This is a genomic window from Streptomyces sp. ISL-66, assembly GCF_018614135.1.
Lineage (GTDB): Bacteria > Actinomycetota > Actinomycetes > Streptomycetales > Streptomycetaceae > Streptomyces.
Map to the genome: position 1 here is coordinate 1 of NZ_JAGGOW010000125.1, position 15168 is coordinate 15168.

Consider the following 15168-nt stretch of genomic DNA (forward strand, 5'->3'; position numbering starts at 1 on the left):
ACAACCAAATACGCTCCCTAGGACCTGTCCGGGCGATCACGTGACCGTTCGGCGAGAGCAATCCTGATTTGGGCCCCACAGGAAATAGATCTTCGTCCACTGTCGGCTGTGGCAAGGTGCTCGCATGTCCAACCCCATCGCGTACCCGATCTTCCGCACAACCGACCCGGCCCTGGCGCTGCACGTGGCGCGTCAGCTTGTGGCAGTGGGCGACCGGCAGTACGCGGAGGTGTCAGTGGACGTCGAGCTGTGCACCGTCCCGGAAGTGTTGCGGATACGCGAGGCGCTGCCGGATGCCTGGTTCCGGAAAGAGGATGTCGAGGACTGGGCGCGGGATCCTTCCGACCCGACGGGTTTGCACGGCGGAGTCCACGCGCCCGAGCTTTCCACCGATCGGGACTTCCTCTCCTCGCACCTGCCGCTCTGGGCGTCGATGGAATACCGGCCCGTGGGCAGCGTCGAGGAGGACTTCGCTGCCTTGGTGGGACCGAACATCGGCGAGATCTGGTGGTCCAGCTTGATCTGGCCCGATGTACCTGACCGTGACATCCACGGCGAAGCCAACAACGCTCGGGTCTCTTTGCTGTTCAACTGCCGAACCATAGGACTCGACGAGCCCTCCGATGACCACACTGTGCTCGTCCACGTACGCCGTGGGAATCGCGACGGGTCCGAGGAACGGCACGCTTCCTGGCTGGCAGAGCAGATCGGTCAGTCGGTCATCGGCCCGCCGCAGGAGTGATCCCCTGATCGGCCCCAGCCACTCCAGGTCGATCACGTGACTGCTCCGGCCACGCATCGTTTCAGGTGGACATGGGGCGGGTTGAACTGAGTGATGCGGAGTGGGAACGGTTGCGGCCGTTCCTGCCAGTCAGTAACGGGCGTTGCGGCCGGTGGCGTGATCACCGGCAGGTGATCAACGGGATTCTTCACCGGGTGCGGACCGGGGTGCAGTGGCGTGACCTGCCCGAACGGTTTGGGCCGTGGAAGACGGTCTATGAACGCCACCGGCTGTGGTCGGCCGGCGGAACATGGGGACGGCTGCTTCAGCAGGTCCAGGCCGAGGCCGACGCGGCAGGTGAGATCGACTGGAACGTCTCGGTGGACTCCACCATCGTGCGGGCACATCAGCACGCCGCCGGCGCCCGCACCGACCCGCCGTCGGCACTAGCCTCAAAGGGGGACGAAGTCCCAGAACACCAGGACGAAACCGCGTGGCAGAGCCTGCACGCCCGCCTGGTGGAGGTGGTGCGGGAGGTGAGGGCCTGGGCCGCTCGCGCGGCGGGTTCACCACCAAGCTTCACCTGAGCGCGGACGGCCGCTGCCGCCCGCTCTCTTTGAGGCTGTTGTCTTTCCGAGTCTGGTGACTGCGTTTCCGCTGGTCAGGGGTAGGGGTGGCGCTTGTGTGGGAGTGATGGATCGTCGTTTCGTCGCTCTCGTGGAGGTCGCGGATGCCGTCGGTTGTCGGACTGCTGGAACAGCACGAGCTTGCCGCCCGTCGTCGTGTGGACGGGCTGCGCGAGGAAGCCGACCACATCCAGGCCGAGCTCACGGCGGCCGAGCAGGAGTGGCTGGAGTGGCTGGAGTGGACGATTGCCCGCGAGCGTGTGGGTGCGGTGCTGTCCGCGCCGGGCGGCGATTCAGCCGACGCGGCGGCCGCCGGACGACCGGGCAGTGCCGGGGCGGAAGCCGGGGTGCAGGCGTCACCGCCCGTGGCGGCGAAGGCGAAGTCGCAGGTTCCGGTATGGCGAGAAGGGCTGGTTCGGACGGCACTGTCGGCGGACTATCAGCGCATCCTGGCCGCGCTCGCGGACCGGGTCCGTCTCGGCCAGGGCCCGCTGACCTGCCAGGAGATGACCGTCCTGTTCGGCATGGACGTGGTGCCGGCCAAGGTGGAGGCTCTGCGGTCGAAGGCGAAACGCCTGGTCGCGAGGGGCTGGCTGGCCGAGCCGGCACCGGGCCGGTTCACGCTCGCGCGGGGCGTGAGCGGGTCAGACGGCGGGTCATGACCATGGTCATCGACCACTAGATCATCGCCTCGGCGGTGGTGGTGCGGCGTTCGAAGTCGCGCACCAGGCGGCGACTTCGCATCAAGTGGGCGAAAAGCCGCTCGACGATCCACCGTTTGGGCAGCACCACGAACCCACGCGTGTCGTCGCTGCGCTTGACGATCGCCAGGACCAGCGCGAACGCGGCCAGGCAATGCTCGGCGAGGCTGCCGGTGTAGCCGCCGTCGGCCCAGACGAGTTCCAGCCGGTGGTGCGCGTCGGCCACCCGCTCGAGTAGCGCCTTCGCGGCGGCTCGGTCACCGATGCCCGCGCTCGTGACCATCACGCCCAGCAGCAGACCCAGGGTGTCGACCACGACGTGCCGTTTGCGCCCGTTGATCAGCTTCCCGCCGTCGAAGCCGCGGCTGTCAGCGCCGACGACCGCGTCCGCCTTGACCGACTGCGAGTCGATCACACCCGCGCTCGGCTCCGCATCCCGCCCTGCTCTCTCGCGGACCCGGTCGCGCAGCCGGTCGTGGAACTCCTTGACCAGCGCGTGGTCGCGCCAGCGGCGGAAGAACGCGTAGACCCGGTCCCACGGCGGGAAGCCGCCGGGCATCGCCCGCCACTTCATCCCGTTGTCCACGAGATAGCGGATCGCGTCCAGCATGGCCCGGTGGCAGTACGCCTCCGGCTGCCCGCCCCGGCCCCGCATCCAGCCCGGCACCGGCAGCAGCGGCCGGACCGCCGACCACTCCGCGTCCGTCGTGTCCGACGGATACCGCCGAACACGCTCCGGGTGATCGGCCGCATTCCCGAACCGGTGAGCGACACAATCACACGACGGAGAAGCCGAGCTGAACTCCACCGGCACGATCACGTACAACTGCGGCAACAGGGTCTCCTGGATCTCGGTCGGCTTCGCAACCCCGAGCTACCAAGAGGCCCTGCCTTCATACCCGCGACCAGCCGCGATCACCCGATCGAGACTCCCGTTCGACACCCACCCCTCAAGATTGGAACGACAACAGCTGCTTACCGGCTCGAGGCGCGGCACAACCGCCCCCGCTACGTCCTACTTCTCCTCCGGCTCCCAGGCGCGGAGCAGGTCGAGCAGCCCTGCGTCTCCGTCAACGTGCAAGGAGTCGGCCTGGATCCGGTCGTACAGGTAGAGGACCAGCTCACTGGCCGTGCCGTGGACGCAGGCGCCGGCTGCGTCCGAGTCCTCGCCGGTCGCGGCGGTGGGCGCGGGGATGCGGGTGGTGCGTGCGCCGTCGCCGTCGACGGTGAGGCGCCAGGAGCGGCCCTCGGCGGCGTGGAAGTCGAAGGCCGTGGGCTTGTGCGGCCAGGCACTCGGCGTTGCGCAGACGGTGAACAGGAACTCCTCCACACCGTCGAGTGCCAGCTCGACCGGCAGCGGCTGCGGGGCGCCCCCGGCGAGCTGGGCGTCGTAGGTATGCACCGCGGTCTCCTGGACCCGGTGCCGGGCGGTGCCGCCGGCGGTCTGCGGTGACTGCGACGCGGGCCACCACGTCCAGCAACCGCTCTCCGGTCCCGCCGCGCGCAGGGCGCCCAGCAGAAGCTGCGTCGACGCGTCCAGCCAGGCCAGCAGGGCCTCACGCTCCTGCGGCACTTCCAGCGCGGCGCGCGCGGCGACGGCCTCTGCCGGGGGCGCGTCGGCGGGCCCCGCGCCGACGATGGCGGCCCAGAAACGGTCTCCCCCACCCAGGTGCTTCACCAGATCGAACAGCGTCCACCCAGGGCAGGTCGGCACCTGTGCGTCGAGACCGGGCGCGGCGGCGACCACGGCGCGGAAGGCGGTCGACCGTTCATCGATCAGTCGCAACAGGTCAGGGAACTCAAGATTCTTTTCCACGCCCGATGTCTATCACCGTGCTCCGGTGACCGGACAGCGATTTTCACAGTCGCCGCCGGTTGGCCATTGCGGACGTCCTCGCCTCCCACCGCTCGGGTGACAAGCTGCGCACTGCTGCGAGGGCCGGTGGTGGCGGTACGCCAGGCGTCGTGCCTGTGGGTGCTCTGGCCTCGCCGTGTGGCCAGGCACCTCCGCGACGTGACGTCCACCCGGTGTGCGCGGTCATGCTGCCGCTCGATGTGATGGACGCGGAGGTCACGACAGCGGGGGAAGACCGGTCGGGTCGGGAGTTCAGGTGACTCCCGTTCGACCAGCACTCCTCAAGTTCGGAACGACAACAGCCACTCAAGCTCGGGACGTGGGCCGGTGACCAGCGCCGCCGGGCCGCGTCGCTGGCGCCACTGGGCGACAGGCCCGGTGGGGCACTGCCTCGGAGGTATCCATCCTCATCACGGCTCAGGCGTGCCAGACGGCGAACACCGCGGCGAAGAAGGTGAAAACGACCGCCGGAACCACCCAGGGCGCGGTGCCGGCCCGCCGCGCCGCGCGCGACCAGCGGGCCAGGAGACGGGCGGTGAGCAGTCCGGTGGTGGCGCAGTACAGCACCCAGAGCGGCTCGAAGAGCCAGCCGGGTGAGGCGGAGTAGAAGTCGTACCCGAGCAGCCAGGAATTGACCTGGGTGATCAGGAGGAACAGGTGCACGAGGAGGAACCAGGGCATGGTCAGCACCACCGCGACGGCTCGGACCAGCCACCCGTGTTCACCGAGTCCGGCACCGCCGACCATGGCCCACAACGCGCACACCGCCAGCAGCACCACATACACGCGGGACAGTGGTTCGCGCCAGGCGAGCACGGCGGCTTTCTTGATCCGGTCCGGTGTGGCTTTGCCTACGAGCTTCATGAGGTACCCAGCCTTGCGCTGTCGGGGGTGAGGAGATGTTGGTGGGCGAGGGCGGCACGCAGTGAGTGCGTACCACCCCCGCCCGGTCAATCAGATGCCGCGGTTACCAGAGGATGCGGCGCAGGTTCTGGGCCAGGCGGCCCCAGGTGTTGTAGGCGCCGTTCTTGTACATGAAGCCGGGGATCCACCTGTCGGCCCAGGTGTTGCCTTCCGTGTGGCCGTGGACGTTCAGGTAGAGGTAGCCGTACTGGCGCCAGTACGGCTTACGGCTGATCCAGAACTCGATGTACGAGTTGCGTCCGTAGGCGACGCTGCCAGGCGCGGCCCAGAGGAGCAGGTAGGTGGAGCCTATGTAGCCCACGCGGACGTTGAAGTTGATGCTGCCGACGCCCATGATGCTGTCCCGCAGCGGCATGAACTGCCAGTAGTACGAGACCCGGCTGGCCCGGCCGGAGATCGGGAAGATCTTGCCGAAGTAGTTCATCCAGTAGCTGAAGACGCCCTGCGGCGTTGCCTTCCCCTGTCCCAGGTAGAAGGTGAAGCTGTAGTTGAGCAGTCCGGTGGTGTCCCGGCAGTTGACCGGGTCGCCGGAGCAGTAGGCGTATGCGTTGGCGCCGCCCTCGGGGTCCGCGTCCCTGGACAGGAAGCGGCCGGTGGTCGGGTCGTACAGGCGTACGCCCATCAGGGTCAGTCCGCCGACGTTCTCGGTGGAGCGTTGCGAGCTGCCCAGCCAGTCGTAGCGGGTGTCCGGCTGCTCCGCGCGGGGATTGCCGTATTCGTCGCTGTCGAGCGCCAGCGGTGCCTTCGAGGTGTCCAGCGGGAGCTGGAGGGCGATGTCACCGTGGATGTTGGTCAGCTGGAGCACCGTCTCACCCGAGGCGGTGGTGGTCGCGGCGAAGTCCCCTGCGGCGGAGCTCACCATGCGGGTGAGCGCGCCGGTGGCGGAGTCCTCCACGATCCAGCTCGGGCTGTCGCCGCTCGCCGAGTAGTGGTTGGTCTTGGACGCGGTCCGCGTCCAGGTTCCCGCGTTGTCGCGGTCCACCGTCCAGGAGCGGAAGCGCATGCCTGCGTCGAGTGACCAGGTCTGGCGCTGGCCACCGGTGGTCTGCTGCTGTACGAGGTCGTTGGCGTAGTAGCCGATGGTGGTGCCCGGCTTGGCCGTGGTCCGGCCGTAGGTGTCGTAGGTGTAGCCGCTGTCGGTCAGACGGTCGGCGCTGTCGTAGGTGTGGGTGACGGTGGTGCCCCCCGACGTCGGGCAGGGTGCACCGGCGGCGCCCGCCGCGGTGGTGTCCCCGGTCCGGTTGCTGCGGGTGTCGAACGTGTAGTTACGGGTGGTGCAGCCCTTCGCCGTGTCGTCCTGGACCGAGGTCAGGCGGCCGATGCCGTCGTAGCCGTAGTCCTGCGTGGACTGGCCCGAGTGTTCCAGCACCTGCCCGTGGATCGAGCGGGTCACGCTGTCGGACAGGACGGCCACGCCGTCGCTGGTACGGGTGTACTCGCGCAGGACCACGGCGCCGGCCGGGTCACGTCGCTGCTTGAGCGTGTAGCCGCCCGGCAGCGTCTCGGACACGATGGCGCCGTCCGCGTCGTACACGACCTTGAACGTGCCGGCCACCGAGTCGGTGCTGCCGGTGGCCACACCGCGCGGTTCGACCGCGTGGTCGTAGGTGTAGGTCACGGTGGACGGAACCGAGTCGCTGTGCTTGACCGGCCGGTCAAGCAGGTCGTACTCGCTCTTGGTGACACCGCCGTCCGCGTCCGTGTACGACACGACCCGGCCCAGCTGGTCGAAGGCGGTGGTGATCGTGCCCGCGGTGGGGGACACGCTCTTCACCTCGCGCCCGGTCACCGGGTCGAACTCCGTCAGCGTTTCCGGCACCGCCGCGCCGAGGCCACCGGTCACCTTCACACTGGTCTGCCGGCTCGCGGCGTCGTACGTCTTCTGGGTCACCCGGGTCTGTCCGCCGATGGTCTCGGTGGCCTTGGTGGTGTTGCCCCAGAAGTCGTACTCGGCGGAGACCGCCGGACGCTCGTTCGGGTTGCTGCCGCCGCCGATGATCTGACCGGCGGGACGCGTGACGCACGGCTTGTCGGCCCACTCGGGCCGCCCGTTGCACTCGCCCGTACCGGTCGCCGACCAGTACGTCGTCGTCTGAGTGGTCGCGGCCTGACCGCCACCGCCCGGAAGCGTCTCGCTGACCGCCCGTCCCTGGCCGTCGTACTCGGTGGTCTCGACGAGTGCGACACCGCCTGGGTCCTGGACCGTCTTGGTCTTCAGGCCCTTGACCCAGTCGTAGGTGTGCTCGGTGACGCGCGGCTCGGCCATCACGGACGGCAGGGTGAGCGGCTGCGCACCGACCTCGACCCGGGTGATCTGGTCCTCGACGGTAGCCGTGCCGTCCGTGGGACGGCCCGTGTCGTAGGTGTTCCTCGTCCAGTTCCGCGCCACGATCGAATCGCCGGCCGCTGCGAGGACGGTGCTGCCGGAGGACAGCTGCCGCGTGAGCGTGACCCGGCGGAGCGGGGCGAGTGCCTCCATGCCGCGGGTGCCGCTGTCGTTGTAGACGGTGCGTGCCGACAGCAGCTCGGCCCGCTCGCCGGACGGCAGGTTCTGTATGCCCAGGTCGGCGAGGCCGGCCTGGTCGGACGCGCTTACCCCGAGGGCCAGCTCGCGGTTGGCGGCCGACAGGCTGCGCACCGCGTTGCCGTGCCGGTCGTACTCCTTGGTGGTGATGCGGCCGCCGGGCGCGGCCGCGTTGATCTCACGGCCCGAGGCATCGGTGTACATCACCGCGGCCCGCGCGTAGTCCGCCGCGGCGAGCAGGGAACCCTCGTTTTTCGCCGGAACGCTGTCGGCCGGGAAGATGGCGGTGGCGTCGGTGGCCTGCTGCTGCTGGCCCCAGGCCGCCACGTCGGCGGAACCCAGCTGGTACGGGGCCTTCGCGCCGGTCAGCGGCACGTCGTAGACGATGCTCGTGGCCGACGTGCCCTCCTGTACGTCCAGGGTGCCCTGCTTCAGTCCCGACCGGGACATCTTCAGCAGCATGCCCTCACCGGCGGCAGCGGTGTTGCCCGCCTTGCCGTAGGTGAAGGTGTACGGGAGCTCCGACTGGGCGCGCAGTGTCGTCACCCGGCCCACGGAGTCGTAGGCGTACTCGGCCTGGGTGGACTGCGCCAGGTTCGGATTCCACTGCTGGCGGAGCCGGCCGGAGCTGTCGTAGCGGTACGTCGAAACGGGCTTGGAGGTCCCCGAGGCCGCACCGGGCTCGGTGGACCACAGACGGATCTCCTTGACCTGGCCGGCGAACTCGCCGAACGCGAGGGTCGTGGCCGTGGTGGCGGCGGCGTAGACGAACTCGACCACCCGGCAGCCCTTGGTGGACGGGGTCGTCGCACAGGTAGCCAGCGGGACGGCGGAGGTGGAAGCGACGAGCAGCTTCGGGCGCGGCAGCTTCTTGCCGTCCACGGTGACCATTTCGGCCACCACCGTGGACTCGGTGCCCGACAGGCCCTCCTGCTCGGTGGACGTGGCCACCCAGACCGGCTGCGCGGGGTCCTGCTTGGTGAACTCGGTGGTGTGTCCGGCATTGTCCTTCAGGGTGAAGGACCCGGTGAAGGAACCGGTCAGCGCCAGGTTCTCGGAGCCCGGCTCGGGCTTCCAGCCACCCCCCGCCACAGCGGTGAAGCCGACCTCCAGTCCGCCGACCGACACCATCGAGAGCGAGGTGTCGGACGTCTTGCGGACGTGCAGCCAGGCGCTGCTCTCACCCAGGCTCGTACCGGACAGCCACTCCTTGCCGAAGATCGGCACGGTCTGCTGGACGGCCTGGTCACGGCCGCGGGACGCGACCGTACGGGACACCGACATGCCGAAGGCACTGGCATCGGTACCCGAGATGACGTAGTCGCCGGTCAGCATGTTCAGCACGCCCGGGCCCAGGGTCTGGGTCGGGGCGGTGCCGGCGGCGCGGTCCACGGTCAGGGTGCCCACCGGGGAGTTCGCGGTCTGGGCGCCGACGTTGAAGACCGAGCGGACCTCGATGGGACCGTCCGTGCTCAGGCTGTCGGTGACGTTCCAGGTCAGGTCCGCGGGGCGGCCCTGCGGGGCGGCCAGCGGCCAGGAGGCCACGGCAGAGCCGTCGGAGGCCTTACGGACGTCGGCGATGGGCACGTTCTGCCACGCTTCGGTCTCACCGCGCCGGAACTGGTAGGTGACGCCCGTGTAGGTGTCTTTGCCCTCGGAGGAGAGAACGGTACGGCGCGCGGCCCGGTCTCCGCCGGCGGGAGAGAGCAGAGCGGCACCGGTACCCGCGGCGAAGGGGTACGCGGTCTCGGCGGACAGGTTGCCCGCCTTGTCCCGGGTCCGGACCTTCAGGGTGTGCTGGCCGGCGCCGAAGGTCAGCTGCTGGGTGACGGCGCTGGTGGCGGCGACGGTGGTCCAGGCCGCTCCGTCCAGTGAGTACTGGACGTCACGGACGTCGGAGGCCGGCGGCGTCAAGGTGAACCCGCCGGTGAGGCTGCCGTCCGCGCCGGGGGTGCCCGACCAGGCGTCCCGGGGGAAGTCCGTGGAGGCCACGGAGGCGGGGGCGGGGGCGGTGGTGTCGACGGTGAAAGTCTTCCACGCCGACCACGCCAGGTTGTAGTGGGCGCCGTCGTAGGGGTTCGTACGGAACTTGTACGTCTTGCCGTTCGCCAGCACGCCTGCCGGGACGGCGACGGAGGCGGGCTGGCCGGAGGGGACGTACGGGGAGACGAGGACGTTGCCGACCTGGGTGTCGGTGGCGGCGTCGAAGATCTGGAAGGTGCCGTTGACCTTGTCACCGTTGGAGTCGACGAAGGTGTCGCGCAGGGTCGGCGTCAGCGTGTTGACCGTGTAGGCGCCGCCGTAGGAGAAGAACGGCGGGCCGGCCTCCTGCTGGGTGCCCGTCTTGGGACGGTAGTTGTAGGTGACCGTCAGCTTGGGCACGTTGCTCGCGGCGTTGGCGGAGTTGACCCGCTTCCACTGCTTGGTGTTGGTTTCGTCGGTGGCCCGCAGGCCCATGCTGGAGAACGTCCACTTGTTGTTGGCCCAGTGCTGGACCAGGCTGGTGACGTCGGCGTTGACCCAGCCGTCGGGAGCCGAGGTGCAGGACGGGTTGCCCTTGGTCTCGGTGGAGGTGGCCATCTTGGTGACCATCGCCGGCTGGTTGGTCCAGCGGGACGCGGTGGTCGGCCCGTTGGCGGTCCACACCTCCCAGGGCTGGGCCGTGCAGTCGGTGTTCCCCGCGTGGAAGTTCCACAGGCTGAGCTTGGCGTCCGAGATCAGGGCGTCCGCGACGGCGGCGGTGTTCCAGGTGATGAAGGACCGGGCGGTACGGAATGTGCCGTCGCCGTTCTTCGTACCCGGATTGCCGAAGTCGAGCTCCGTGTCGTTGGACCAGTCGACCGTCTCGCCCTGCTGCACGTAGGTGTCGAAGATGCTGCCCAGTGAGGACGTGGACGGGTCCACGGTGACGGGGTACTTCGTCGCCGGATCGGCGAGGAAGCCTGCGTCCGGAGTGATGACGAGGTCGACGCCGTCCTTGGTCTTGACGACCTTCAGGGCGACCTTCGCACGGCGGGTGTGCTCGCCGGAGACGGGGTCGGTGTTCGAGTCCCACATGACCGGGGCGGGCATCGACGCGGTCTTCTTCGACTTTTTGTCGGTGAACAGCACACTGCCGTCAGCCTGCTGCTCCACCTTCAGACCCTTGGCCTTCAGCGGAAGCGTGTAACCGAAGCCGGCCTCGGGCTTGGCCTTGACCTCGACGAACTGCTCGAAGCCGGTACGGGTCGCCTCGACGACCACGTCCGCGCCCGGGACGGCGTCGGTGTAGGTGGCACGGGTGCCGTCGAGTTTGGGGGCGGGGAGGCCGCCGCGCCACTGGAGGGTGATCGCCTCGTCACCGGATCCCAGGGTCACCAGGTCGGTGCCTGGGATGGCCTGGGCAGCCTTCAGGGAGGAGGCCTTCGCTCCGGTCTTCCCGGCCAGCTTGAGCCCGTGCGGGTGCGCCTTCGAGGCCACCGAACCGTCGGCGGCCAAGGCCAGGTCGACGTCCACGTCACGCCACTGGCCCGTGGCCGGGTCCTTGAACCGGATCGGACCGGCCGCCACCTCGGTGGTCAGCGAGCCGTCCTTGTTCGCCCAGGTCGTCGAGGTCTCCGAGCGCTCCGACAGCGCCTCGACGCGCTTGCCCGAAAGACGCGCGGCGACACGGGCCGAGGCGATGTCGGCCGCGGAGTCGGGAGCTGCGCCCTGTGCGGAGCCCGCGGTCTTCACTGCCGGGACCGCGAGCGCACTCTCGGCGCCGTACAGGGCCGTCACCGACATGACCAGGGCCAAACCGGTGGCCGTCGTTCGGTGCCGTGACCTTCTCGGCGCGCCCAGGCGCGGGTCTCGCGGCACACCAGTGCCTGTGTTCTTCATATTCCCCCCATGGGAATTTCTCTTGCCGTTGATTCCACCCGCTTCTTCGCGGGCCATGGGGAAGCTATCCCGGCTCGAAAGGACGAGATGGGGACCAGGATGGACGAAACGGACCCTGAGACTCCGGACCGTTACTCGATCTTGATGGGGCGTTAGGTGCCGAGATTCCGTAATTAAACCGGGAGGAAAGCAAGTCTCATAAAAATAACCGGGGTTGCAGGTTCTAGTAGGAGACCTCACCCCTAAGATGGCTTTTAGTCCTTTTTGGTACGCCATCTGCTGGTCCGGTCCGGGGTTGGTCAGGGATCACTGAGGCTCGTGCACATGACGGTGTAGGAGTCACGGTTCTGGCGCCCTGTTGGCCTGGCTCTTCCTGCGCAGGAACTCGCACTGCGCATGGGAGGTGGACCAGGCGCGGCGACTGAGCCGATCACTGATGCCGAGGTATGGGATCTCGGGATCGAGGAGTACCGGCCGGGCGCGGACGGTGATGGTGTTGTGCGGGTCGGCGAGTGCGGTCATGTCCCTTGGCGTGGCGTAACTGATCATTCGGTTGTGCCGGGCAGGCAGGTGGTGTCGTCTGGATAGAGGCTGTCCATGCTGTCGATGGAGAGGTAGCGGCGGGGGAAGGCGATCCACTCGTCGTGGAGTTCGACGAGGACGGCTGTGGTCAGGCGGGTGACGGCGGCGGTGTTCGGGAAGACCTGGACGACGTCGGAGCGTCGCTTGATCTCCCGGTTCAGACGTTCGAGCGGGTTGGTCGACTGGATCTTCTTCCAGTGCTGGCTGGGGAAGTCAGCGAACGCGGTCAGGTCCTCCTTCGCCCCCAGCAGCATCTCTTTGACCTTGGGGAACTGGCGGCCGAGCATGTGCGCGACGATGTCGAGCTGGGTTCTGACCGCATCGGCGGTGGGCTGGGCGAAGACCGTGCGGATCGTCGCGGCGACCATCTCCGCGGACCCCTTCGGTATGACGGAGAAGACGTTGCGCACGAAGTGAACGCGGCACCGCTGCCAGCCGGCCCCGATCACGACCTTGCGGATCGCTTTGACCAGGCCGCTGTGGCTGTCGGAGATCACCAGGCGGACACCTGACAGGCCGCGTTCGCGCAGCGAGCGAAGGAACTCGGTCCAGAAGACCTCGGTCTCGCTGTCGCCGACCATGACACCGAGGACTTCACGGCCGCCGTCTTCGGTGACGCCGGTGGCGATGACGACGGCCTGGGAGACGATCTGATGGTCGACGCGGGTCTTGACGTAGGTGCCATCGAGGAAGACGTACGGAAACCGCGTGTGATCAAGGGGCCGGGCCCTGAACGCGTCGAGCTGTTCGTCGAGGCCGGCGCAGATCCGGGAGACCTCGCTCTGTGTCCGAGCCGAGGGCTTTGACCAGGTCGTCGACCGAGCGGGTCGAGACCCCGTGGACGTAGGCCTCCATGACGACCGCGTAAAGGGCCTGGCCGATGCGGCGCCGGCGTTCCAGCAGACTGGAGCTCCCGGCCCTCAGCTTGGGGATGGCGAGTTCCAGATCGCCGGCCTGCGTGGTCACGGTCTTCTCCCGGTGACCGTTGCGCCAGGTGGTGCGGGTGTCGGTCCGCTCGCCCCACTCTGCACCGATCCGGTCGGTGGCCTCGGCCTCGATCAGTTCCTGGAGCAGCCGTTCGGCGACTTCGCGGACAAGTTCAAGACCATCCGTTGAACGTAGTGACTCAAGCAGGCGAAGTAGGTCATGCTGGGACAAGGCCGTGCGCTCCTTGGGTTGAACTGCCCGTTCACCAAGGACATTTGCACGGTGGCCTGCCCCATTCTCAGGGAGCATTCACCCACAGCCGATGCACGCGGGAGCACCAGGACGGCGCACATCCCAGCCAAGATCAGCTACACCACTCCACGGGACACCATCCCAGGCCCTTGGTTTGAGGTAGCCAGAGGGTACTTGTCACACGTCTTCCCAGACGGCCGCGGCTCGCCCCGAGGCAGGCCAGAGCGCGGTTCCGGTCGACCGTGCTCTGGTTGGTTGTCCGCGTCAGGGGCGCTCGAATGTCGCACCGGGCAGACTGGAGGCCTTCGCGCAGCCGGGCTGTCAGGAGAGGGACTCGATGTAGGACCAGCCTCCGGTGCCGACCTCCAGGGGCGTGCCCCAGTTGTCGATGGTGGCGGGGCGGAAGTACAGGTCCCCGCCCGTAGCGGTCTGCGCGTCGTATCGCGTGGTGATCCACAGATCGGCCAGGCCGTCGCCGTCGCCGTCGCCGAGCGAGACGGCCACCGGGCGCTGCGCCGCGGTCCATGTGTCGCCGGCGAGGGTGCGTGGAGTCGTCAGCTCCGCGGTGCCGTTGCTGCGGTACTCCCGTACCTCGCCGGAGATCCGGTCACGGACCCACAGGTCCGCCCGCTTCACGCCATCGGGCTCGCCGACGGCCTTGCCGGTGTCGCCGGGGGCGAGGATGTCGAGGTTGCCGTCGTACGCCCACTCCGCGCCGCCGATCCGTACCGCGCTGTAGGGAAGCGACGGGCCGGTCGCCGGATCTCCGCCACGGTGCAGCCACAGGCCCGAGGCGCCCTGGACGACGATGTCCGGGCGGCCGTCGCCGTCGTAGTCACCGACGGCGCGGGGCTTGACGGTGCCCCACTGGTTCTCGCGGTTGGGGATGGTCACCGGTGAGCCGAGGGTGCCGCCTCCGGCATTCGGGTACACGTACAGCTCGGTGCCGATGCGGGCCAGGACATCCTCGCGGCCGTCTCCGGTCCAGTCGCCCCGGTGGCTCACCACCGCCCCGAGGAAGCCGCCGGTGGCGAGCACCTGGGCGGAGCCGAACCTGCCGCCTTCGGCACCCGGGTACAGGCGCAGTGCACCGTCCTTGCGCACCGCGAGCAGGTCAGGCCGCCCGTCGCCGGTGAGGTCGCCGGGAACGGGCTTGCGCGGGACGGCGAAGGCGCGCAGCAACGCGTGATCCTTCACCTTGGTCAGCTGCGGGTCCTCGACGGCCGCGGACGGGGAGTGGAAGTCTTCGGTGCTGAAGAAGGCGTGGTCGAACTTCTTCGTGTACCGCGGCGGTTGGCTCTGGGAATCCCACCCGGTGGTCGGCTGGTTGAGCGTCGCGTCCGCCTCGGCGAGCGTGCCGCTGACGCGCACACCGGCCGCGAGTGCCGGATTGATGTCCGCGGGCCTGTGGTTGAAGTCCCCCGCCACGATCACCGACGCCCCGCCGGCCTGAGCCTGGATGTGGTCCATCAGCTCGTGCATGTCGCCGGAGGCTGTGCTCTGAGAGAGGTGCACACTGCAGGCGAACGCGTGCCGACCGGCGAGCGGGCCCTTGGCGCATACCGCAAGCCGGGTGTCCTCGGCCGTCACCTCGACCGAACTGCCATTGATCTGACCGGAGGTGGCCCCTCGGAAGAGGACGACCTGACCCAGGGACTCGTCAGACCCCCACGCGCCGCAGCCGCCGTACGTCTTCTTACTCGAGAAGTACCCCGCGTAGCCCGCGAGCTTCGGCAGCAGGGCGTCGTACTGGCCCTTGCACATCTCCTGAAGCATGATCAAGTCGGTACCGGCGAGCCGGGCCCGGGTGATCGCGTCATCCGCCCAGTCGCCGGCCCGCTCCTGCGGGGTCTTCCCGGGAGTAGAAGCCAGCGGACTCTGGCAGTCCTGCCATCCACCGCAGACGTTGTACGAGACCACACTCACGGGGTTTTCCGCACCGCCGGCGGCAGCCGCCGGGGATACTGCCCCCACAAACAGTCCTGCCACCAATGTCAGTCCGGACATCATACGCGCCAGGCGCATTCTTCTCATCGACCAGCCTTTGGAATGGAGATCACAAAACCGGGCCACCATACGACACGCGCCGCTGAGCGGAGCGAGGCGGACACTTCCTGGCCCTCGTCATCACCGGCGCGCTGGTGGGCGCGCCCGCGTGGCGGCACCCGCGCCCGGCGCCTCGGCTGGCCCGACCT

Annotated in this window: 8 protein-coding genes and 2 pseudogenes; 3 read left to right on the forward strand and 7 right to left on the reverse strand. The window is 68.6% G+C overall.

The features are described from left to right. Positions 1–124: 124 nt before the first annotated feature. From J7E97_RS23605 to J7E97_RS23615, 3 genes and pseudogenes are all read left to right on the forward strand, one after another. Entirely contained in the window at positions 125–742 is a 618-nt protein-coding gene (locus J7E97_RS23605; protein WP_215030694.1) for a hypothetical protein, read from the forward strand. Between the two features lie 71 nt (positions 743–813). Further along, positions 814–1337, forward strand: a pseudogene (locus J7E97_RS23610) (IS5 family transposase); the annotation flags it as partial. 114 nt (positions 1338–1451) lie between these two features. After that, a complete protein-coding gene (locus J7E97_RS23615; RefSeq protein ID WP_215030701.1) occupies positions 1452–2009 on the forward strand; it encodes a hypothetical protein in 558 nt (185 codons plus the stop codon). Positions 2010–2025: 16 nt separating this feature from the next. Here J7E97_RS23615 and J7E97_RS23620 read toward each other — a convergent pair whose 3' ends face one another. The 7 genes and pseudogenes from J7E97_RS23620 to J7E97_RS23650 form a co-directional block, all read right to left on the reverse strand. Continuing rightward, a complete protein-coding gene (locus J7E97_RS23620; protein ID WP_215030704.1) occupies positions 2026–2883 on the reverse strand; it encodes an IS5 family transposase in 858 nt (285 codons plus the stop codon). Positions 2884–3063: 180 nt separating this feature from the next. Beyond that, positions 3064–3864: a maleylpyruvate isomerase family mycothiol-dependent enzyme gene (locus tag J7E97_RS23625; RefSeq protein ID WP_215030707.1), complete on the reverse strand. Its 801-nt coding sequence runs from the start codon at positions 3862–3864 to the stop codon at positions 3064–3066. Between the two features lie 456 nt (positions 3865–4320). Next, positions 4321–4767 (reverse strand): hypothetical protein, encoded by a 447-nt coding sequence (locus J7E97_RS23630; RefSeq protein WP_215030710.1) that lies wholly within the window; start codon positions 4765–4767, stop codon positions 4321–4323. Positions 4768–4870: 103 nt separating this feature from the next. Next, positions 4871–11116, reverse strand: coding sequence for a DNRLRE domain-containing protein (locus J7E97_RS23635; RefSeq protein ID WP_215030864.1), 6246 nt, complete (start codon positions 11114–11116; stop codon positions 4871–4873). 435 nt (positions 11117–11551) lie between these two features. Beyond that, positions 11552–11734: a hypothetical protein gene (locus J7E97_RS23640; protein ID WP_215030713.1), complete on the reverse strand. Its 183-nt coding sequence runs from the start codon at positions 11732–11734 to the stop codon at positions 11552–11554. Positions 11735–11757: 23 nt separating this feature from the next. After that, a pseudogene (locus tag J7E97_RS23645) lies at positions 11758–12952 on the reverse strand (IS256 family transposase). A gap of 342 nt (positions 12953–13294) precedes the next feature. Further along, complete coding sequence (locus J7E97_RS23650) at positions 13295–14899, reverse strand: FG-GAP-like repeat-containing protein (RefSeq protein WP_215030716.1); 1605 nt, start codon at positions 14897–14899, stop codon at positions 13295–13297. Positions 14900–15168 lie beyond the last annotated feature (269 nt).

Excerpts from the sequence above, each read along its gene's own strand:
- J7E97_RS23605 (WP_215030694.1), top strand. The coding sequence starts at position 125 with ATGTCCAACCCCATCGCGTACCCGATCTTCCGCACAACCGACCCGGCC.
- J7E97_RS23615 (WP_215030701.1), top strand. The coding sequence starts at position 1,452 with ATGCCGTCGGTTGTCGGACTGCTGGAACAGCACGAGCTTGCCGCCCGT.
- J7E97_RS23630 (WP_215030710.1), bottom strand. The coding sequence starts at position 4,767 with ATGAAGCTCGTAGGCAAAGCCACACCGGACCGGATCAAGAAAGCCGCC.
- J7E97_RS23635 (WP_215030864.1), bottom strand. The coding sequence starts at position 11,116 with ATGTCGGTGACGGCCCTGTACGGCGCCGAGAGTGCGCTCGCGGTCCCG.
- J7E97_RS23640 (WP_215030713.1), bottom strand. The coding sequence starts at position 11,734 with ATGACCGCACTCGCCGACCCGCACAACACCATCACCGTCCGCGCCCGG.